The sequence below is a fragment of the Haemophilus paraphrohaemolyticus genome, assembly GCF_002015045.1.
GTDB lineage: Bacteria > Pseudomonadota > Gammaproteobacteria > Enterobacterales > Pasteurellaceae > Haemophilus_A > Haemophilus_A paraphrohaemolyticus.
On record NZ_MUXX01000012.1, the window covers coordinates 283,307 to 302,995 of the forward strand.

Annotated in this window: 20 protein-coding genes; 11 read left to right on the forward strand and 9 right to left on the reverse strand. The window is 40.3% G+C overall.

The features are described 5' to 3' along the window. Positions 1–45: 45 nt before the first annotated feature. On the reverse strand, positions 46–627 hold the full coding sequence (locus tag B0184_RS06970) for a thymidine kinase (protein ID WP_005709908.1): 582 nt from the start codon (positions 625–627) through the stop codon (positions 46–48). A gap of 64 nt (positions 628–691) precedes the next feature. Then, positions 692–910 (reverse strand): cell division protein ZapB, encoded by a 219-nt coding sequence (gene zapB / locus B0184_RS06975; RefSeq protein WP_005709994.1) that lies wholly within the window; start codon positions 908–910, stop codon positions 692–694. A 193-nt stretch (positions 911–1,103) separates the two neighbouring features. Here zapB and glpX point away from each other — a divergent pair, with 193 nt between their 5' ends. After that, the gene (glpX, locus tag B0184_RS06980) at positions 1,104–2,099 is read left to right on the forward strand and encodes a class II fructose-bisphosphatase (RefSeq protein ID WP_005709889.1); all 996 of its coding nucleotides are present in this window, start codon (positions 1,104–1,106) and stop codon (positions 2,097–2,099) included. 51 nt (positions 2,100–2,150) lie between these two features. On the opposite strand, the gene B0184_RS06985 is transcribed toward glpX, so the two are convergent. The 4 genes from B0184_RS06985 to mazG form a co-directional block, all read right to left on the reverse strand. Then, positions 2,151–4,073 carry a MacB family efflux pump subunit gene (locus B0184_RS06985; RefSeq protein ID WP_005710055.1) on the reverse strand — a complete coding sequence of 641 codons (1,923 nt, stop codon included), beginning with the start codon at positions 4,071–4,073 and terminating at the stop codon, positions 2,151–2,153. 109 nt (positions 4,074–4,182) lie between these two features. Next, positions 4,183–5,592 (reverse strand): envelope stress sensor histidine kinase CpxA, encoded by a 1,410-nt coding sequence (cpxA, locus tag B0184_RS06990; RefSeq protein ID WP_005709943.1) that lies wholly within the window; start codon positions 5,590–5,592, stop codon positions 4,183–4,185. Between the two features lie 50 nt (positions 5,593–5,642). Continuing rightward, positions 5,643–6,380: a response regulator gene (locus B0184_RS06995; protein ID WP_005710058.1), complete on the reverse strand. Its 738-nt coding sequence runs from the start codon at positions 6,378–6,380 to the stop codon at positions 5,643–5,645. Positions 6,381–6,458: 78 nt separating this feature from the next. Then, a complete protein-coding gene (gene mazG / locus B0184_RS07000; protein WP_005709914.1) occupies positions 6,459–7,265 on the reverse strand; it encodes a nucleoside triphosphate pyrophosphohydrolase in 807 nt (268 codons plus the stop codon). Between the two features lie 176 nt (positions 7,266–7,441). Here mazG and accD point away from each other — a divergent pair, with 176 nt between their 5' ends. Both accD and folC read left to right on the forward strand, forming a co-directional pair. Further along, positions 7,442–8,332: an acetyl-CoA carboxylase, carboxyltransferase subunit beta gene (gene accD, locus B0184_RS07005; protein WP_005710015.1), complete on the forward strand. Its 891-nt coding sequence runs from the start codon at positions 7,442–7,444 to the stop codon at positions 8,330–8,332. A 58-nt stretch (positions 8,333–8,390) separates the two neighbouring features. Then, the gene (folC, locus tag B0184_RS07010) at positions 8,391–9,683 is read left to right on the forward strand and encodes a bifunctional tetrahydrofolate synthase/dihydrofolate synthase (RefSeq protein WP_005709922.1); all 1,293 of its coding nucleotides are present in this window, start codon (positions 8,391–8,393) and stop codon (positions 9,681–9,683) included. 61 nt (positions 9,684–9,744) lie between these two features. Here the strand turns inward: folC and purK are convergent, their stop codons facing one another. The 3 genes from purK to purE are packed head-to-tail and all read right to left on the reverse strand — an operon-like array spanning position 9,745 to position 12,335. Continuing rightward, positions 9,745–10,851 carry a 5-(carboxyamino)imidazole ribonucleotide synthase gene (gene purK / locus B0184_RS07015; RefSeq protein WP_005710036.1) on the reverse strand — a complete coding sequence of 369 codons (1,107 nt, stop codon included), beginning with the start codon at positions 10,849–10,851 and terminating at the stop codon, positions 9,745–9,747. Positions 10,852–10,872: 21 nt separating this feature from the next. Continuing rightward, positions 10,873–11,838 carry an asparaginase gene (locus B0184_RS07020; protein WP_005710053.1) on the reverse strand — a complete coding sequence of 322 codons (966 nt, stop codon included), beginning with the start codon at positions 11,836–11,838 and terminating at the stop codon, positions 10,873–10,875. Then, positions 11,838–12,335, reverse strand: a complete 498-nt coding sequence (gene purE / locus B0184_RS07025) for a 5-(carboxyamino)imidazole ribonucleotide mutase (protein ID WP_005709865.1) — start codon at positions 12,333–12,335, stop codon at positions 11,838–11,840. Before purE ends, B0184_RS07020 begins: the two co-directional genes overlap by 1 nt. 202 nt (positions 12,336–12,537) lie before the next feature. Between purE and sspA the strand changes: the two genes are divergently transcribed. The 8 genes from sspA (at position 12,538) to B0184_RS07065 (ending at position 19,415) form a co-directional block, all read left to right on the forward strand. Continuing rightward, positions 12,538–13,182, forward strand: a complete 645-nt coding sequence (sspA, locus tag B0184_RS07030) for a stringent starvation protein SspA (RefSeq protein ID WP_005709988.1) — start codon at positions 12,538–12,540, stop codon at positions 13,180–13,182. Further along, a complete protein-coding gene (locus tag B0184_RS07035) occupies positions 13,182–13,598 on the forward strand; it encodes a ClpXP protease specificity-enhancing factor (protein WP_005709845.1) in 417 nt (138 codons plus the stop codon). The genes sspA and B0184_RS07035 overlap by 1 nt, the downstream gene beginning before the upstream one ends. Positions 13,599–13,750: 152 nt before the next feature. Next, entirely contained in the window at positions 13,751–14,560 is an 810-nt protein-coding gene (dapB, locus tag B0184_RS07040) for a 4-hydroxy-tetrahydrodipicolinate reductase (protein WP_005709949.1), read from the forward strand. 176 nt (positions 14,561–14,736) lie between these two features. Continuing rightward, positions 14,737–15,873 (forward strand): methionine biosynthesis PLP-dependent protein, encoded by a 1,137-nt coding sequence (locus tag B0184_RS07045; protein WP_005709866.1) that lies wholly within the window; start codon positions 14,737–14,739, stop codon positions 15,871–15,873. 150 nt (positions 15,874–16,023) lie between these two features. Then, positions 16,024–16,905, forward strand: coding sequence for a metal ABC transporter substrate-binding protein (locus tag B0184_RS07050; protein WP_005709984.1), 882 nt, complete (start codon positions 16,024–16,026; stop codon positions 16,903–16,905). A gap of 18 nt (positions 16,906–16,923) precedes the next feature. Beyond that, positions 16,924–17,700, forward strand: coding sequence for a metal ABC transporter ATP-binding protein (locus B0184_RS07055; protein WP_005709935.1), 777 nt, complete (start codon positions 16,924–16,926; stop codon positions 17,698–17,700). Between the two features lie 3 nt (positions 17,701–17,703). Continuing rightward, entirely contained in the window at positions 17,704–18,588 is an 885-nt protein-coding gene (locus tag B0184_RS07060) for a metal ABC transporter permease (protein WP_005710020.1), read from the forward strand. Then, positions 18,588–19,415: a metal ABC transporter permease gene (locus tag B0184_RS07065; protein ID WP_005710046.1), complete on the forward strand. Its 828-nt coding sequence runs from the start codon at positions 18,588–18,590 to the stop codon at positions 19,413–19,415. Before B0184_RS07060 ends, B0184_RS07065 begins: the two co-directional genes overlap by 1 nt. Positions 19,416–19,689 lie beyond the last annotated feature (274 nt).

Here is a 19,689-nt window from a genome sequence, read left to right on the forward strand (position 1 = left end):
ATTATTGAATGCGTGAATATTAGATACTCACGCATTTCTTCTAGACTATAGCAAACCTAATCTCTTTTTATAATGCTTACGACAAACCGATAAATACGTATCGTTGCCACCGATTTGGATTTGATCGCCATCTTTTACTGCATCTCCTTTCTCATTCATTCTAATTACAAAATGTGCTTTTCGACCGCAATCGCAGATGGTTTTTAGCTCTTCTAATTCGTCTGCCCAAGCAAGTAGATAATGGCTGCCTTCAAAAAGTTCGGCTTGGAAATCCGTGCGTAAACCATAACAAAGTACGGGGATATTTAATTTATCGACTATATCAGTCAGTTGATAAACTTGTGCTTTAGTGAGAAACTGAGCTTCGTCAATTAAGATACAATGTAACGTTTTTGTTTGATGGGCTTGTTTGATTTCATCAAAAAGCGGTGTGTCTTGGTTAAATAAATTGGCATCTTGCGAAATGCCGATGCGAGAAGTGACTTTGCCAACGCCATAACGATCATCAATCGCTGCGGTATAAACTAACGTATTCATTCCGCGTTCTTGGTAGTTATATGAAGATTGGAGTAGCGTGGTGGATTTTCCCGCATTCATTGAAGAGTAATAGAAATAAAGTTTTGCCATAAGAATTGGAAATGTAGCACGAAAAAGAAACGGCTAATTGAATATTAGCCGTTGAGATTGAAGATTAAACGTTGTCGATTTGACCTAAAAGAGAACGTAAGCGGTCTTGGAAACTTTGTTGTTCAGCTTTTAATTGCTCGTGTTCTTGTTGTAACGCTTCATTTTCTTTCTTCGCTGTTTCATTTTTCTCTTTTAATTCTTCAATTTCTAATTGAAGTAATTGGATAGTTTCAACAGCCTGTTTAATTTTTGCTTCTAATTCATCAAGAATTGTTAATGACATAAGATTCACCTCTGAAATTAAATGGATAATTTTTAAATAGTATACATCATTAAGATGTTGATTTCATTGAAAAGTTCGCGACTTTTTGGAAATTTGTTTGTTTGAGTAAAATTTCCTAAATTTTTATAACGAAATCGTTTGCGAATTGGTAGAATAGCGGTCGATTTTAGCGTTTAACTTGAGGAAAATTAAAATGAAACGTTCTACTGCTTTTGAATTCTCTCGTGTGACTGAAGCGGCAGCATTGGCTGCATTTAACTGGATTGGGCGTGGTAATAAAAATGCGGCGGATGATGCGGCAGTAAAAGCAATGCGTGCGTTGTTAAACAAAATGGAAATTCGCGGTGAGATAGTCATTGGCGAAGGCGAAATTGATGAGGCTCCGATGCTCTATATTGGCGAAAAAGTAGGGCGTTCTGAACCACAAGATGAAGAGGTCGCTATTGCAGTCGATCCAATTGATGGTACTCGAATGACAGCAATGGGGCAGGCAGGGGCGATTGCGGTTCTTGCTGCAGGCGGAAAAAACACTTTCTTACGTGCACCTGATATGTATATGGAAAAATTAGTGGTAGACAGCGAAGCGAAGGGAATGATTGACCTAAATCTACCGCTTGAACAAAATATTCGCCGTGTAGCGTCGAAAAAAGGCAAATTGCTTTCACAAATGACAGTCGCTATTTTAGCTAAACCTCGCCACGATGAAATCATCAAAAAAGTGCAAGAGTTGGGTGTGCGTGTGATTGCTATTCCTGATGGTGATGTGGCTGCATCAGTGCAATGCTGCTTGCCTGATAGTGAAATTGATCTAGTTTACGGCATTGGTGGCGCACCAGAAGGTGTGGTAACAGGGGCGGCGGTTCAAGCGTTGGGGGGCGATATTCAAGGCAGACTCATTCCTCGTAATCAAGTGAAAGGTAACACGCCAGAGAATATGCTTGCTGCTGAAAAAGAGATTGCACGTTGTGCGGAAATGCAAGTGCCTGTCAATCAAGTGCTAAAAATGGAAGAGATAGTAAAAGATGATAATGTGCTATTTGCCGCCACGGGCATTACCACAGGGGATTTACTCAAAGGCGTTCACCGCAAAGGGAGTATGCTGTTTACCGAAACATTGTTAATTCGCGGTCGCTCTCATACTATACGCCGTGTAGAATCCTTGCACGATGTTTCGCGTATGGATGATTAGTTCTCTTTTCATTTGCAAACAAGCGGTCAAATTTGACCGCTTTTTTACAGGTTATTCTTGAGCTAGAGCTGTAATTGGATTTAACTTCGAGGCATTTTGGGCGGGCATATAACCGAATATCACACCAATTAAGGTGGAGCAGAACACCGCAAGCACTACGGATTCAGGCGAGAGTACCATTTTGAAATCGCTGCCAAGAGTGTTAAATGTAGTGATAATTGCAATGGCAAAAAGAATGCCAATCACGCCACCAAGTAGGCAGATCAAAATTGCTTCAATTAAGAATTGTTGCAAAATATTGCTCTGTTTCGCACCAATCGCCATTCGCACGCCAATCTCTTTCGTGCGTTCGGTTACTGAAACTAACATTATATTCATCACGCCAATGCCTCCCACAACAAGTGAAATCAATGCAATCGAAGAAATCAGTAACGTCATTGTGTTGGTGGTGCTGGTAATGGTTTGCTTGATGGTATCCGAGTTCATAATAAAGAAATCTTTCTTGCCGTGTTTGGCTGTCAGCAACTCAGTAATGCTTTTCTCAGCCGTCTGGCTTTCCACATTATCTTTAATTTTGACGGTAAGCGAATCAATAGACTTCTCGCCAGAAATACGTTGCATTAGCGTTGTGTAAGGTGTCCAGAGCTTCAGACTGGTTTGGTTCATATTGTTAGACTCTTCTGCCAAGCCGATAATGCGAAGCGGCTTTTTACCCACCAAAATAATTTTGCCTTCAACAGGGGAAGTGAAGCCAAGATCTTTCTGGGTGTTGGCATCAATTACTACTACTTGAGCTGCTTCGTTCACTTCTTCTTCACTGAAAAAACGCCCTGAGCGCATTTTAATGCCTCGCACGGCGGCATATTGTTCGCCTACGCCATTTACTGAGCCTGTTACATTCGTATTGCCATAAATCAATGTTGTGTTAAGTGAACTAGAAGGAGTTGTATTATTCACGAAATTCTGTTTACCTAGCATCACCGCATCGCTAATCGTAAGGTTTTTGGTCAGATTAGCCCGTCGGTCACCAAAGCCCGTACCGTTCATTATGGTCATTGTATTGGTGCCGAGATTGTTGATATTGGATAAAATCTGCTCTTGTGATCCTCGTCCTAATGCTACAACGGAAATCACAGAAGTAATGCCAATCACAATTCCCAACATCGTTAATAAGGCTCGTAATTTATGGGCAAAAATAGCACTAATTGCCATTTTGAATGATTCGGCAAGTTGATCCAAAAAGCGAGGTTTTTTATGCAATGGTAGCATTCGTTGTGGCTCTACGGCATGAAGTTGTTGGCGTTTATCACGAATGATTTGTCCATCTTTGATTTCAATCACACGGCTTGCGGTCGCGGCAATTTTCGGATCGTGGGTCACCATAATGATGGTATGCCCCTCTTTATGCAGATCTTGCAAAATGTCTAACACAGTTTGACCGCTATGTGAGTCCAGCGCCCCCGTAGGTTCATCGGCAAGAATAATTTCTCCACCATTCATCAACGCTCGTGCAATACTAACCCGCTGTTGTTGCCCGCCTGAAAGTTGGTTCGGTCGATTTTCAGTTTTATCTGCAAGCCCAAGTTTGTCTAACAGCTGGTTGGCTCGTGCTTTACGAGCAGAGCTCTCCATTCCTGCATAAATCGCTGGCAGAGCAACGTTTTCATTTGCATTTAACGCACTTAAAAGATTGTAGCGTTGGAAGATAAAGCCAAATTTACGTTGGCGGAGATCTGAAAGTTCATCTGCGGTCATCTGCTGGGTTTCTTTGCCCGTAATACGGCAAATGCCAGAACTTGCTGTATCAAGGCAGCCGATAATATTCATTAGTGTTGATTTACCCGAACCAGAAGCCCCGATAATCGCCACAAAATCGCCTTGCTGAATGTTGACATTGATATCTTTTAAGATGTGGGCACGGTTTTCGCCTTCGCCAAAGTATTTATTAAGCTGTTCAATTTCTATTACGTTCATAAGTATTTGTAAAAATTTAGGAAAAATTAACCGCTTGTGAGTTGCCACAAGCGGTCAAAAAGAGAGAAAAGCTTGCTTATTCGACTAACAAAAAAGCAATAAGTTCAGCTTATTCCATCCAGAGTGGTAGGTGAATTTCGACACGTAAACCACCTAATTCACTTTTTATTGCCTTGACTTTACCTTGGTGTTGTTGAACAGCATTGGCCACGATTGTTAAGCCTAATCCCGTTCCCCCTGTTTGTCTTGCTCGTGCTTCATCAACACGATAGAACGGTCGGAAAATATGTTCTAATTCGTGATCTGGTACGCCTTCGCCATCATCATCTACTACAATAAATAGAAGATCCTGCTCTTGCTCTTGAGTAATGGATATTTGGACTTTTATGATACTTTTTGCATATTTTTGTGCATTACGAATAATATTTTCTAGTGCACTTGATAATAAGCCAGTATTTCCATTTAATTGGTAATGCTCTTTGGTATTAAGATTATTTTCAACCATTAGGGTTAGCCCGTGTTGTTCCGCTTCGAATTTAGCATCGGTTAAAACTTCTCTCCAAATGGCTTCAACAGGAAAAACAGAACGAGAAGTGTGTTGATCAAGTTGTAAACGAGACAGCGACAGTAAATCTAATACCATGTTATTCATTTTTTGAATTTCATTCTCAATACGCTCTGTTTCTTTGGTTTCCCCATTTTTCTTTTTTAAAATAGCAGTTGCAAGCTGTAAGCGCGCAAGCGGGGTTTTGAGCTCGTGGGAAATATCGGACAGCAAGCGTTGTTGATTGTTATGAGAATCTTGCAAAGAGTAAATCATATAATTCAAACTTCGCCCTACAGATCTAAATTCTTTAATGCCTTGAGTTTCAATTTTAGGATTTACAACCATTGAACCGTGCGCAACAGCATTGGCGGTAGCTCGTAATGCTTTTAATGGACGGGTAATTTTCCAAGAAAGAAGAAAAATAGTGGGTAAAACTAATGATAACAGAATCAATATAATTTTAATGGGGTTATCGTAAAGTTGATTTAGCCACTCTTTTTGTGCTTGCACAGGATAAGTAAAGTAGCCTTTATATTCTCTTGTTTGTGTTTTTAAAAAAAATGGTCCGTTAATTCTCAGATCATCAAAGCTACGGGCCATTGGTTTACTTTCATCTTCGGTTTGATATAAAAAGGAAAGTAATGGATGAATATTGGATTTTTCCATACCACTTACAATATTAGTGTGCTTATCTACTAAAACCAGATTTAGCCCACTAGGTGTATGGACAGTGAGATCTTTATTAAATATTTCATCAAAGTTATAACGGTTTTCTAATTTCTTAATTTCTTTATTGAGATATTCGATATCGTGATTTTTAAGTGGCACAATTCTTCGGTCATCTAAATTTGAAAAGAGGAAAGTTGCCACAAGAATTAAGATAAATACCGTACTAAAGTAGAAGAAGAGCTGGAAGAAAAGATAGCTTTTAGCTAGCGAAAGAAATGATGTGATTTTTTTAGGTATAAACATTGCATTCAATCAGAAAATAGAACCCTCGCATTGAGCGAGGGGAGGGTAGATTATTCGGTTACTAGTAAGTAACCACGGCCACGTAAAGTTTTAAACCAAGGTAAGTTGTCATTACGTTCAGGTAATTTTTTACGCAAATTTGAAACGTGCATATCAATAGCACGATCATAAGCCGTTAATTGTTTACCTAAAATTTCAAGGCTTAATATCTCACGTGAAAGAATTTGACCAGGATTACGCACAAAAATTTGTAATAGTGCAAACTCAGTGCCTGTAAGCTCTAAATCTCTACCTTCGTAAGAGGCTTGTTGACGGCCAGTATTTAAATCAATCCCTCCGAAGGAGAGTTTCTTGCCATCAGTTTCGTCTGTACCAACATTAAGCTGAACTGGTGTTTCGACAGTCTGAGTTGCTGATGAAGTAGATTGCGCTGTCCGACGCAAAATAGCCCTAATACGAGCTACTAATTCACGATCATTAAATGGCTTGGGAAGGTAATCGTCTGCACCTAATTCTAAACTGAGCACGCGGTCAATATCATTATCACGAGCACTCAACATTAGTACGGGCATATCAGAGATTTTACGTAACTGTTTAAGGGTTTCAGTTCCATTTAACATAGGCATCATTATGTCTAATAACATCAAATCAAATGAACGTGTTTCTAAAAGAGAAAGGGCTTCCTTGCCATTATGGACAACAGTCACATTGAATCCTTCAAGTGAAAGGAGTTCGGCTAAGAGTTCCGTCAGTTCTAAGTCATCATCGACGAGCAAAATTTCTGGCATAACATTACCTTTATCTGTTTTTATTGTTTATCCATTTAATTTGGCATGTAATTTACAACTTTTGCCTAAATTGTCAAATTATTCGCGAGATTTTATCTCGTTCCAAAAAGCATCTAATTCATTTAATGAATAATTGGTCATTGCTTTTTGTTCTGCCTTAACTAATTGTTCTACGCCACGAAAACGGCGTTCAAATTTAGCATTGGCTTTGCGTAAACAGCTCTCGGCATCAATATTATAATGGCGGCAAAGGTTAGTGCTAACGAATAATAAATCGCCAAGTTCTTCTTCTAATTTTTCGGTTTGAACTGGCGATTGCACCATCTCATTCCAAACTTCTTGTAACTCTTCTTCAACTTTATTAAAAACTGATTGTGGATTATTCCAGTCAAAACCCACTTTGGCACAACGTTTCTGCAATTTATATGCTCGTGTAAGCGCTGGCAAGGCGAAAGGCAGGTCATCTAAAATCGAATCGTGAGCTTGATGTTTTTCATCATTTGCTTTTTGTTCTTCCCAGGTTTTCAATGCTTCTTCGCTGTTCGCCGCTTTTTTATTACCAAAAACGTGCGGATGGCGATAAATTAGCTTGTTATGAATATCAGTCAGCACATCATTAAAATCAAAAGTGCCTTCTTCTTTAGCAAGTTGACTGAGAAAAACAACTTGAAGGAGCAAATCACCTAATTCTTCACGTAAAGCAGTGCGATCTTGCGTATGAATTGCTTCTGCCACCTCATAGGTTTCTTCTAATAAATGCGGAAGCATGGTGTCGAAATTTTGAGCGAGATCCCAAGGGCAGCCACCATCAGGATTACGAAGTTGAGCAACGATATCTAAAAACTGGCTTATTGTTGGATGAGTGGCTGTTGATTGATTATTCATAGTTTATAAGCGGTTATAAATTAAAAAAGTTTTGCAATAGTAAAAGTATAAAACAAAATTGGTCGGATGGGTAATCTTTCATCACTGGAAATAAAGTCTCGCTCTTTCAAAAAGGGTTGATTTATGCTTTAATAAGCCGATTTTTTATTTTAAACATAACAATAGAAGGTTTAAAAATGAGCTGGTTAGATAGAATTTTGGGGCGTGACGCTTCTTCAAATGCTGGGAAGTCAAAAGTGCCAGAAGGCGTTTGGACAAAATGTACAAGCTGTGATCAGGTGCTGTATAGCGAAGAATTAAAACGCAATATGCAAGTTTGCCCAAAATGCGATCATCATATGCGTATTAACGCTCGTACGCGTTTATTGAATTTATTAGACGAAGGTTCTGCACAAGAAATGGTAGCAGAGCTTGAACCGCAAGATGTATTGAAGTTTAAAGATCTGAAAAAATATAAAGATCGTTTATCCGCGGCACAAAAAGAAACAGGTGAAAAAGATTCGTTTATCGTATTAGCAGGCACATTACACGGAATGCCTGTGGTAACGGCTTCTTTCAATTTTGAGTTTATGGGGGGCTCAATGGGCTCTGTGGTGGGGGCAAAATTTGTTCGTGCGGCAGAGAAAGCATTGGCAGAGCGTATTCCATTTATCTGTTTCTCTGCATCGGGAGGTGCTCGTATGCAAGAGGCGTTGTTCTCGTTAATGCAAATGGCAAAAACCAGTGCGATTTTAGCTAAAATGAAAGAGCAGGGGGTGCCGTTTATTTCTGTATTAACCGACCCAACTTTGGGGGGGGTTTCTGCAAGTTTAGCGATGTTGGGCGATTTAAATATTGCTGAGCCAAAAGCGTTAATTGGCTTTGCAGGCCCGCGCGTAATTGAACAAACTGTGCGCGAAAAATTGCCTGAAGGCTTCCAACGTGCAGAATTTTTACTTGAGCACGGAGCGATTGATATGATCGTACACCGTAAAGAGATGCGTGATACGCTTGCTCGAATTTGCGCAAAACTGACTCATCAACCGACACCGTTTAAAACAGCGGAATTGATTGTAGAAGAAGCATAATTCAGTTTTACATAAAATCCCTGTTTTTACAGGGATTTTTCTTTATGGAAGAAATAAAATGAATTCAAAAACACTAAGCCGTGCAGATAATCTACAAACTTGGTTAGATTATTTAGAACACGGACACTTTAAAGCGATTGATATGGGCTTGGAGCGTATTAAATCGGTCGCTTCAAATTTAGACTTACTTAATCCAGCCCCTTATGTGATTACTGTGGCAGGTACGAACGGTAAAGGCTCGACTTGCCGTTTCTTGGAAGTCGCTTTGATGAAACTTGGCTTGAAAGTAGGCGTATATTCCTCTCCGCATCTTATCCGTTACAACGAACGCGTGAGAATGAATGGGCGATTGTTAGACGACCAAGCTCATATTGATAGCTTTGCAGAAATTGATCAGAAAAAGACCGCTTCTTTGACCTATTTTGAATTTAGCACACTCTCAGCGTTGAAGCTATTTAAAGAAGCCAATTTAGATGTGGTGATTTTAGAAGTGGGCTTAGGCGGTCGATTAGATGCAACAAACATTGTTGATCCAAATCTTGCTGTCATTACTTCCATTGATATCGATCACGTTGCCTTTTTAGGCGATAACCGCGAGGATATTGGGCGAGAAAAAGCGGGTATTTTCCGTGAGAATATTCCTGTGATTATTGGGGAGCCTGATTGCCCGCAATCAATCTTAGCGATTGCACAAGAACTAAATTCTCAAAAATTCCAACGCAATGTCGATTGGCAATATGAAGTGAAAGATGGAGCGTTTTATTGGCAATCGCAAACGCAACAATTTAATACGCTGCCGATGCCGTTAATCCCTATTCCGAATGCGGGTACAGCAATCGCCACTTTATTGAAAACGCCATTTAATGTGAGTGAACAAGTTATTCGTGAAACCTTGCAAGAAGCTCAAATGACAGGGCGTTTCCAACAATTACAAGCTGCAGATTTTGCTCACTTTTCGGGACAGAAACCAAAAGCACAAGTGATTATTGATGTGGGGCATAATCCTCACGCTGCTCGCTATCTTGCCGAACGCTTGCAAGCGGTCAAAAAAGCAAAAATCTTTGCGATTTTCAGCTGTTTGGAAGACAAAGAGCTCTCGGGCATTGTTCAGCCATTAGCAGGAATTATTGATGAGTGGCATTGCGTGGGCTTAGATTGCTGGCGAGGGCAGAGCGGTCAAGCTGTTTATGATAAATTGGTAAATTGTTTGCCAAATGCGACCGCTTGTGTATATGAGAACGTGGATGCAATTGCTCCAATGTTATTTGAACAAGCTGAAGGGAAAGATATTATTTTGGTCTTTGGTTCGTTCCATACGGTAGCGGATTTTGTGCTTTATTTAGAAAGATAAAAATATTATAAAAATAAGGGCGGTAAAATTTAGAAAGAATAATAAACCGCCCTTATTTAGATTATTTAAGTTTCCCAATCACCCAATCCAACCCAGAATGAAAATCTTCTGTCAGATTTGGGCGAAGTTGTTCGAGTAATTTAATCAACTCTGTTTTATCTGGATGGGTAAGGTTAATATGCCCCACTTTGCGACCCGATCGGACTTCTTTTCCATACCAATGCAATTGTGAGAACGGTAAATCTAGCCATTGGTTATTATGTTCAATGCCAATAAGATTAACCATCACGCTTGGTGCGGCAGTTTTGAGTTCTGGCGTTGGAAGATTTAATAATGCTCGTAAATGCAATTCGAATTGACTGATTGAACAGCCTAATTGTGTCCAATGTCCACTATTATGAACGCGTGGGGCAAGTTCGTTAATCAGTAGCTTATCGCCTACCACAAAACATTCCATTGCCATTACGCCGACATATTCTAGTTCTTGCATAATGCTACTGAGCATTTGTTCGGCTTGTTGTTGGAAAATCGCTTGTTTTGGTAGCGTGACATCTGACACGCTGTAACGCAAAATGCCATTTTGTTGTAGGTTATGAGTAACAGGGTAGAAGCGAGTTGAGCCATCTCTAAATCTAGCCCCTACAATTGAGATTTCACCATCGAATGGAATAAACTTCTCGACAATCACTTCGCCAAACAACTCTGGGGTGATTTGCTCAATATTCTCTTTGGTGACAATCCATTGCCCACGACCGTCATAGCCACCTGTACGGCGTTTTACCACGACTTTTTCGCCAATGTTTTGGAAAACTTGCTCCCATTGTTCTAGGCTTTCTAGCAATTGCCAAGGTGAAGTAGAAAGATGAAGTTGATCAAGTAATGATTTTTGCGTGAAGCGATCGGCTAGTCGTCCAAACACATTTAGGTTCACGAAGTTTTTGTGATTGCCGAGCAATTGCGTGAGTGGCGTATTTGCCCAACGTTCAATTTCTGCGGTAATAATGCCGTGCTCTGCCAGTTCAAAGACAGGTGCATCAAAGGCGAGCGGAATTACATCAATATCCAGCGGAGCACCAGCATAACGCAACATCCTGCCTAATTGCCCGTTTCCAAGCACATAAATAGGAGGGTAGATCGCACTTTGAATTTGCATAGTTGTTGTTTTCATAATCGTGAACCTAAATCTGAGTTAAAAATAGTGAGAGAGTGGTTTTTCTCGTTGCTGGTTAAGTAAAACTAACAATTTAATGCGAGCTTTTTGACCACTTAAACCTGTGGTAAAAATTACGCCTTGTTGCTTGAGTTTTTTACCTCCGCCAAGATAGTCATACACATCTTGTGTTACACCGTGGAACGCACGTGATACGAGCACCACAGGAATATTCGCTTCAATCAGTGCGTGCAAGCCTTTGAGTGAAGTTGGCGGGAGATTGCCTGCGCCTAAAGCTTCAATTACCACGCCATCGCAACCGTGATGAGCCAGTTGCTCAAGCAAGAAGCTATCCATTCCAGCATAAGCCTTTACGAGTTGAATGTTGTTTTTTGTGATCTCCCGTACAGGGAAGCACTCGTAAGCGGTCAATTTTTGGAAATAGATTACATTGTTTTTGGTAATCAATCCGCAAGGTCCAAAGGTTGGCGTTTGGAATGTTGCCACATTAGTCGTGTGTGTTTTGGTCACAAATTTCGCGTGATGCACTTCGTCATTCATTACCACCAATACGCCCTTGCCTTTCGAATCTTCGCTTAATGCCACCAAAATAGCACTTTGCAAGTTAATTAACCCGTCTGAACCAAGTTCATTGCTTGAACGCATTGCTCCAGTAATGGCGATTGGCACATTGATATTGAGAGCCAAATCGAGGAAATAAGCAGTTTCTTCAAGCGTATCCGTGCCGTGAGTAATCACAATGCCATCGAAATGTTCTTCATTCACCGCTTGCTCAATGCGATCTTTTAATACAAGCCAGTGATCGAGCGTGATATGCGGAGAAGGTACATTAAATACAGACTCTTGATGTAATTCTGCAGGATGGTTAAGACGTTCTAATGCATCCAATAATGGATTACGAGCTGAAGGCGAAACTTTGCCGTTTTCACCTTCTTTCATGGAAATCGTACCGCCTGTGTGTAAAATTAGTAACTTTTTCGCCATTATGCAACTCGCGGATCAGGGGTATTTAATACTTGTTCCGTTTGTTCTTGGCGGAAAGCGTGGAGTTTTTGAGCAAGTTCAGGATTAAATGCTGCTAAAATTTGAGCCGCTAATAAACCTGCATTTGCGGCACCCGCAGGGCCAATCGCTAGCGTGCCAACAGGAATGCCTTTTGGCATTTGGACGATAGAGTATAGGCTATCGACACCGCTAAGCATAGAGCTTTTCACAGGTACGCCAAGTACAGGTACAATGGTTTTCGCTGCAATCATTCCAGGCAGATGCGCCGCTCCGCCAGCACCAGCAATAATCACTTTATAGCCATTTTTTTCGGCGTTTTCAGCAAAAGTGAAAAGTTTATCTGGCGTACGATGTGCGGAAACCACTTCAACGTGATAAGGTAACGAAAATTGGTCTAATATTTGGGTTGCTTCACTCATTGTTGCCCAATCACTTTTAGAGCCCATAACGATGGCAATTTCAGCTTTATTAGTCATATATTTTCTCTATTGAATTAAAATTTTGCGTAGGATACCACAAAAGGCAAACGGTTGCTTTGTTTTTTGAAGCGGTAAGATTCTATCGTTCTTTTACCCAAAAGTACAAAAAATAAAACCTGTGATTTTATCAAGCTGTTATGCTACAATACATTACTATTTTTAGCAGATTTAATGAGCTTGAATTATTGGAGAAAGATAAATGACGAGTAGTGCAAATAAACGTTCGGTAACCACCTTATTTTCAGAAAAAAGTGATATTTATAGCCACCAAGTTCGCATTGTGTTAGCGGAAAAAGGCGTGCCTTATGAAATTGAAAATATTACTCCAGATGCTATTTCAGAAGATTTAGTGGAAGTAAACCCATACGGTAGTGTGCCGACATTGATTGATCGCGATTTAGTATTATTCAATTCTCGCATCATTATGGAATATCTTGATGAGCGTTTTCCTCATCCGCCACTTTTACCTGTTTATCCCGTTTTACGTGCAAAATGCCGTTTAACCATGTTCCGTATTGAACAAGATTGGTACTCTTTAATTGATATCGTAAATAAAGATCCCGTTTCTGCTCAAGGTAAAAAAGCGTTAGCTCAACTTCGTGAAGAAATTTTAGCGTTAGCCCCTGTTTTTGATGCGATGCCTTATTTTATGAGTGAAGAGTTTGGCTTAGCAGATTGTTACATTGCACCATTATTATGGCGAATGATTAACTTAGGCGTAGAATTTACTGGCTCTGCAGCAAAACCAGTGAAAAACTATATGAACCGTGTATTTAAGCGCGATAGTTTTATGCAATCTGTTGGCGGTGCAGCACCTAAACATTTAATGGACGATAAAGATTAATGAAACCATTACGCCCTTATATTTATTACGCTTATTACAGCTGGATTTGCGATAACAACAGTACCCCTTATTTGTTGGTAAATTGCGATTATCCTGATGTGGATGTACCGATTGAGTTTATCCGCGATGGAAAAATCATCTTAAACATTTCGCCTCGTTCCATTGGTAATTATGTGGTAGATGATGAAGGCATTTCATTTAGTGCGAGATTTCAAGGAATGATTCGCGATTTGTACGTTCCATTTGGTGCAGCCGAAGCACTTTATGCTCAAGAAACAGGCGACGGCATAATGTTCCAAGAGGAAGAATATTACAGCGAGGAAAGCTATCTTGCTCGCACCGCTGAAAAATCGGAAGAAATTAAACCGAAAAAAATTGTGAAGAAAAAACCAACGCATTTGAAGTTGGTAAAATAATTTTTACTTAATTGGATAGCTTTAATAGATCTCTATTAAAGCTATTTTTTATGGCTATATATTCTGCGCCATCTTTTACTTTTAAAAAATTGTAAATTTAGAGTAAAATCAAGCCGCTTATAGTTTTTTATAATAGGATAGAGGAAGCAAATATGACATTAAAAATCGGAATAGTGGGTGCTGGCGGTCGAATGGGGCGTAACTTAATTCAAGCTGTTCATCAATTTGACGGCGTGGAATTAACGGCAGCATTTGAACGTGCAGGATCATCTTTAATTGGTGCAGATGCTGGCGAATTGGTTGGCTTAGGCAATTTAGGCGTGGCGATTAAAGCAACTTTAGCCGAAAATCCAAACTTTGATGTATTGATCGATTTTACTCGCCCAGAAGGCACGTTAGAACATATCGCCTTTTGTGTGGCGAATCATAAGAAAATGGTGATCGGCACGACAGGTTTTGACGATACAGGCAAACAAGCGATTCAAGCCGCTGCAGAAAAAATCAGCATCGTATTTGCTTCTAACTACAGCGTCGGTGTGAATTTAGTCTTTAAGTTGCTTGAAAAAGCAGCAAAAGTGATGGGCGATTATTGCGATATTGAAGTGATTGAAGCACATCACCGCCATAAAGTTGATGCACCATCTGGCACGGCGTTATCTATGGGCGAACATATCGCGAGAACGTTAGGACGTGATTTAAAAACTCACGGCGTATTTGAACGCAACGGCATTACAGGCGAACGTAAACGAGATGAAATCGGCTTTGCGACCATTCGCGCGGGTGATGTGGTGGGTGAGCATTCTGTCTGGTTTGCTGATGAAGGTGAACGTGTGGAAATTGCCCACAAAGCCTCCAGCCGTATGACTTTCGCCAACGGTGCTGTGCGTGCTGCAAAATGGCTTGAAAGCAAACAAACAGGCTTATTTGATATGACAGATGTGTTAGATCTAAATAATTTGTAAGAATTTATTGTAAACGCAATGATGTTGATGCGTTAAAGAAAGTCTCCCTCTTTTGTAAAGAGGGATTAGGGGAGATTTTTACGATATTAAATTTTCCTCTGATCTAATTCACATCGCATCAAATCTCCCACAACTCCTCTTTTTCTAAAGAGGGAGAGCTATATAGGAAATATAAAATGACCAAATTCAATAACATCGAAACCACATTAGTACAACTAGGTAACCGTACCGATCCTAGTACAGGTGCAGTGGCAACTCCCATTATTTTATCAACCGCTTATGGGCGTGATGGCTTGGGTGAATCGACAGGCTTTGACTACACTCGAACCAAAAACCCAACTCGTGCCGTGTTAGAGCAGGGTATTGCTGATTTAGAAGGCGGTGATGCAGGTTTTGCTACTGCTTCAGGTATGGCAGCGATTCAGCTAATTATGTCGCTATTTAAATCACCAGATGAGTGGATTATTTCAAGCGATGTTTACGGTGGCACTTACCGCTTGTTAGATTTCTGCTATAAAAACAATCACACAGTGAAACCTGTGTATGTGAATACCGCAGATGTGGCGGCGATTGAGGCGGCGATTACACCAAATACTAAGGCGATTTTTATTGAAACACCATCAAACCCGTTGATGGAAGAGTGTGATGTGGGGGCGATTTCAGCCGTTGCGAAAAAGCACAATTTGATTTTAATTGTGGATAACACTTTCTTAACACCAGTATTGTTCCGTCCGATTGAACATGGGGCAGATATTGTCATTCACAGTGCGACCAAATACCTTTCAGGTCATAACGATGTATTGGCAGGTTTAATCGTTGCTAAAGATTCTGACGCGACGAAAAACGAAGTAGGTCAAAACTTAAGCGAGCGTTTATATTATATCCAAAACGGGGCAGGTGCGGTGCTTTCGCCATTCGATTCTTACCTTGCGGTGCGTGGTTTGAAAACGTTGGCGTTGCGTATGGAACGCCACCAATCTAACGCGACTGAATTGGCGAAATTCTTAGCAGAGCAGCCAGAAATTGACAGCGTGCTCTATTCAGGCAAGAGCGGTATGCTTTCATTCCGCTTACAAAAAGAAGAGTGGGTGCCGAAGTTCTTAAAAGCGATTCAGCTGATCACCTTTGCGGAAAGTTTAGGTGGTACGGAAAGTTTCATTACTTATCCTGCAACCCAAACGCATATGGATATTCCAGAACACGAGCGTATCGCCCGCGGGATTACGAACACCTTGTTGCGTTTCTCAGTAGGACTTGAGCATATTGATGATTTAAAAGCAGATCTTCGACAAGCCTTCAATCAATTGAAATAATATGTAAAAGCGTATTTCTTGGAATCTTAAAAAGAAGTACGCTTTTTTCACATAATAAATTAAATTTACAAGATAAAAACCATTTGCATTTAAATATAATCGGATTAGAATATTCTTGCCAATTAACCATATTTTTTAAAGGAGATTAAAATGAAAAAATTATTGGCTGTGTTAAGTGCTGTGGCACTTTCGATGGGTTCAGTTTATGCAAAACCGCTTAAAGTGGTGACTACATTTACTGTTATTCAAGATATTGCACAAAACGTAGCAGGGGACTCTGCTGTTGTTGAGTCAATCACCAAACCCGGTGCGGAAATTCACGAATATCAACCAACCCCGCAAGATATTGTGAAAGCTCAATCTGCTGATTTGATTTTGTGGAACGGGATGAACCTCGAAATGTGGTTTGAACGTTTCTTTACCAATATTAAAGATAAACCGGCCGTGGTGGTGACAGAAGGTATTGAGCCGATGTCTATCTTTGAAGGCCCTTACAAAGATAAACCAAATCCGCACGCTTGGATGTCACCAAAAAATGCGTTGGTATATATCGAAAATATCCGCAAAGCGTTGGTGAAATATGATCCTGAAAATGCAGAAAAATATAATGCAAATGCGAAAGCCTATGCGAATAAAATTATGGCATTAGACCAACCGCTACGCGAACGTTTAGCGAAAGTGCCTGAAGGTCAACGTTGGTTAGTAACCAGTGAAGGAGCATTTAGCTATTTAACTCGTGATTATGGCTTCAAAGAGCTTTATCTCTGGGCAATTAACTCAGATGAACAAGGCACACCAAAACAAATTCGTAAAGTGATTGACGGTGTTCGTAAACATCATATTCCTGTTGTATTTAGTGAAAGTACTGTTTCTGACAAACCTGCAAAACAAGTAGCGAAAGAAACAGGAGCAAAATACGGCGGCGTGCTTTATGTTGACTCACTTTCAACCAAAGATGGTCCTGTTCCAACTTATATTGACTTATTAAAAGTCACTGTTGGTACCGTCGCAGATGGATTTGACCGTAAATAGAAGGAATAAATAACCAAAATGAATACTCTCCAGACTTCACTCATCGTAAAAGATGCTAGCGTGCGTTATAACAACGGGCACATAGCGTTACACAATGTCACCTTTTCTCTTGAGAAAAGCACCATTTGTGCCTTATTAGGTGTGAATGGCAGTGGTAAATCAACGTTATTTAAGAGCATTATGGGGTTAATTAACCCGAAAGGTTCCATTAAATTATGTGGTTTACCCGTTCGCCAAGCACTTAAGCAAAATTTAGTGGCATACGTTCCGCAAAGCGAAGAAGTAGACTGGCAATTCCCCGTTTCTGTGTATGACGTGGTAATGATGGGGCGTTATGGTTATATGAACTTTTTGCGTATTCCTTCTGCAAAAGATAAACAAAAAGTCCAAGAGGCGATGGAGCGAGTGAGTATAGCTCATCTTGCTGATCGCCAAATTGGTGAACTTTCGGGCGGTCAGAAAAAGCGGGTTTTTCTGGCTCGCTCTCTTGCTCAAGAGAGCAAAATTATTCTATTAGATGAGCCGTTCACAGGCGTGGATGTGAAAACAGAAAATGCGATTATTGAGCTACTTAAACAGCTTCGTGATAGTGGGCATCTCATTTTAGTTTCTACTCATAATTTAAGTACTGTGCCAAGTTTTTGCGACCAAGCGGTAATGATTAACCGCACTGTGCTTGCCACAGGATCTATTGAACAAACTTTCACACCTGAAAACTTAGAACGTGTTTTTGGCGGTGTGTTGCGTTATCAATTCCAAACTTCACATTTTAATCAAAGTCAAAAAGCGGAGTAGAGTATGTTGGAATTATTACTCGAACCCTTTAGTTACGACTATATGTTTAAAGCCATTGCGCTAAGCGGTGTGATTGGGGCAGTGTGTGCGTTTCTTTCTTCCTATTTAATGCTCAAAGGTTGGTCATTGATTGGCGATGCCTTATCGCACGCAGTTGTACCAGGTGTTGCTCTGGCGTATGCTTTTTCTCTACCTTATGCGATGGGTGCTTTTTTCTCTGGATTTTTTGCTACGCTTGCGATTCTTGCTGTGAAATCAATAACTAAACTCAAAGAAGATGCGGTAATCGGCTTTATTTTTACCACCTTTTTTGCCTTGGGCTTATTTATTATTTCCATTCATCCAACTTCGGTAAACGTGCAGTCGATCATTCTCGGTAATATTCTGGGCATTGCAGATGAAGATGTAAACCAAGTGTTGATTATTCTGGGTGTTACTATCGTACTTTTGTTCTTTTACTGGAAAGATCTCTTGTTGGTTTTCTTCGACGAGGTACAAGCCAAAGCAGTTGGTATTTCACCGCTTAAGTTAAAAATCATCTTTTTTAGTTTGCTCAGTGCTTGTGTGGTTACTGCACTGCAAAGCGTCGGGGCGATTTTAGTGATCTCAATGGTGGTTACCCCAGGGGCGACAGCCTATCTTTTAACTGATCGCTTCGGTAAATTATTGATTATCTCAACACTATTAGGCGGTATTACCAGCGTTGTTGGGGCTTATATCAGCTACTACATTGATGGGGCAACAGGTGGTTGTATTGTCGCATTGCAAACTTTGATTTTCTTAATCGCATTTTTCTTCTCGCCAAAATATGGCTTGATTCCACGCCGATTTGCAAATCAATCCGTAAAAGCCACCGCTTGTGAAGCAGGTCAAGGGGGGAGTCTATGATGAATGCGATTTATCAATGGTTTGCTGAACCGCTTGCGTTTCCTTTTATGCAACAGGCGTTGATTATCGGGCTGGTTGTAGCGGTTATCTGTGCTACGTTATCTTGCTATTTAGTGCTAAAAGGCTGGTCTTTGATGGGCGATGCGATTTCCCATGCGGTGTTACCAGGGATCGTACTTGCTTATATGCTCTCTATCCCACTCGCAATTGGTGCGTTTTTCTCTGGTGTTTTCTGTACTATTGCCGTAGGCTATTTAAAAACAAATAGCCGAATTAAAGAAGATACCGTGATGGGCATAGTGTTCTCAGGGATGTTTGCTATCGGTTTGGTTATGTTTACCAAAGTAGAAAGCAACCAGCATTTGATGCATATTTTATTTGGCGACTTGCTCGGCATTACCGCCCACGAATTCTATCAAAGCTTAATTATTTCCGCCTTTGTGTTCCTTGTGATTGTGCTCAAACGTCGAGATTTCTTACTTTACTGCTTCGATACAATGCACGCCCGCACGGTGGGTTTAAATACTACATTCTTGCATTACAGCTTGCTGGTATTATTGGCGTTAGTCATCATTAGTGCCATGCAAGTAGTCGGCGTAATTTTGGTAGTCGCAATGCTGATTACACCAGGAATTACCGGCTATATTCTTACCAAACGCTTCGAACGAATGATGCTCATCGCGATTTTAACCTCAGTAAACAGCGTTTTCTGGGGCATTTTCCTCAGCTTCCATTTTGATGCCGCAACAGGACCTTTCATTGTGCTCATCCAAGCGGTCGTTTTCTTAACGGCATTAGCAGTAGTGCAGTTGAGACTACATAAATAGAAAAAACGCTATCTTTTATTTTAAAGATAGCGTTTTGTTTAGATCAAAGCCATTTGTCTAAAACCGCTTTTTTCGTATGCTCTGAATTTTCCAACACTTTTTCTAGTTCGGAAATTTAGGTTTCGATTTCCTTGATTCGATTTTCTCAGACTAAAGCAATATTATTAACAGTAAGAGCCATATCATTTGTTAAAATAAAAGAGAAGCACCGATGAAGGAAATACGATTATTTAATTTTTATAACTTTTTAATCTAATGATTTTCAGAACAAAAA

Excerpts from the sequence above, each read along its gene's own strand:
- B0184_RS06970 (WP_005709908.1), bottom strand. The coding sequence starts at position 627 with ATGGCAAAACTTTATTTCTATTACTCTTCAATGAATGCGGGAAAATCC.
- zapB (WP_005709994.1), bottom strand. The coding sequence starts at position 910 with ATGTCATTAACAATTCTTGATGAATTAGAAGCAAAAATTAAACAGGCT.
- glpX (WP_005709889.1), top strand. The coding sequence starts at position 1,104 with ATGAAACGTTCTACTGCTTTTGAATTCTCTCGTGTGACTGAAGCGGCA.
- B0184_RS06985 (WP_005710055.1), bottom strand. The coding sequence starts at position 4,073 with ATGAACGTAATAGAAATTGAACAGCTTAATAAATACTTTGGCGAAGGC.
- cpxA (WP_005709943.1), bottom strand. The coding sequence starts at position 5,592 with ATGTTTATACCTAAAAAAATCACATCATTTCTTTCGCTAGCTAAAAGC.
- B0184_RS06995 (WP_005710058.1), bottom strand. The coding sequence starts at position 6,380 with ATGCCAGAAATTTTGCTCGTCGATGATGACTTAGAACTGACGGAACTC.
- mazG (WP_005709914.1), bottom strand. The coding sequence starts at position 7,265 with ATGAATAATCAATCAACAGCCACTCATCCAACAATAAGCCAGTTTTTA.
- accD (WP_005710015.1), top strand. The coding sequence starts at position 7,442 with ATGAGCTGGTTAGATAGAATTTTGGGGCGTGACGCTTCTTCAAATGCT.
- folC (WP_005709922.1), top strand. The coding sequence starts at position 8,391 with ATGAATTCAAAAACACTAAGCCGTGCAGATAATCTACAAACTTGGTTA.
- purK (WP_005710036.1), bottom strand. The coding sequence starts at position 10,851 with ATGAAAACAACAACTATGCAAATTCAAAGTGCGATCTACCCTCCTATT.
- B0184_RS07020 (WP_005710053.1), bottom strand. The coding sequence starts at position 11,838 with ATGGCGAAAAAGTTACTAATTTTACACACAGGCGGTACGATTTCCATG.
- purE (WP_005709865.1), bottom strand. The coding sequence starts at position 12,335 with ATGACTAATAAAGCTGAAATTGCCATCGTTATGGGCTCTAAAAGTGAT.
- sspA (WP_005709988.1), top strand. The coding sequence starts at position 12,538 with ATGACGAGTAGTGCAAATAAACGTTCGGTAACCACCTTATTTTCAGAA.
- B0184_RS07035 (WP_005709845.1), top strand. The coding sequence starts at position 13,182 with ATGAAACCATTACGCCCTTATATTTATTACGCTTATTACAGCTGGATT.
- dapB (WP_005709949.1), top strand. The coding sequence starts at position 13,751 with ATGACATTAAAAATCGGAATAGTGGGTGCTGGCGGTCGAATGGGGCGT.
- B0184_RS07045 (WP_005709866.1), top strand. The coding sequence starts at position 14,737 with ATGACCAAATTCAATAACATCGAAACCACATTAGTACAACTAGGTAAC.
- B0184_RS07050 (WP_005709984.1), top strand. The coding sequence starts at position 16,024 with ATGAAAAAATTATTGGCTGTGTTAAGTGCTGTGGCACTTTCGATGGGT.
- B0184_RS07055 (WP_005709935.1), top strand. The coding sequence starts at position 16,924 with ATGAATACTCTCCAGACTTCACTCATCGTAAAAGATGCTAGCGTGCGT.
- B0184_RS07060 (WP_005710020.1), top strand. The coding sequence starts at position 17,704 with ATGTTGGAATTATTACTCGAACCCTTTAGTTACGACTATATGTTTAAA.
- B0184_RS07065 (WP_005710046.1), top strand. The coding sequence starts at position 18,588 with ATGAATGCGATTTATCAATGGTTTGCTGAACCGCTTGCGTTTCCTTTT.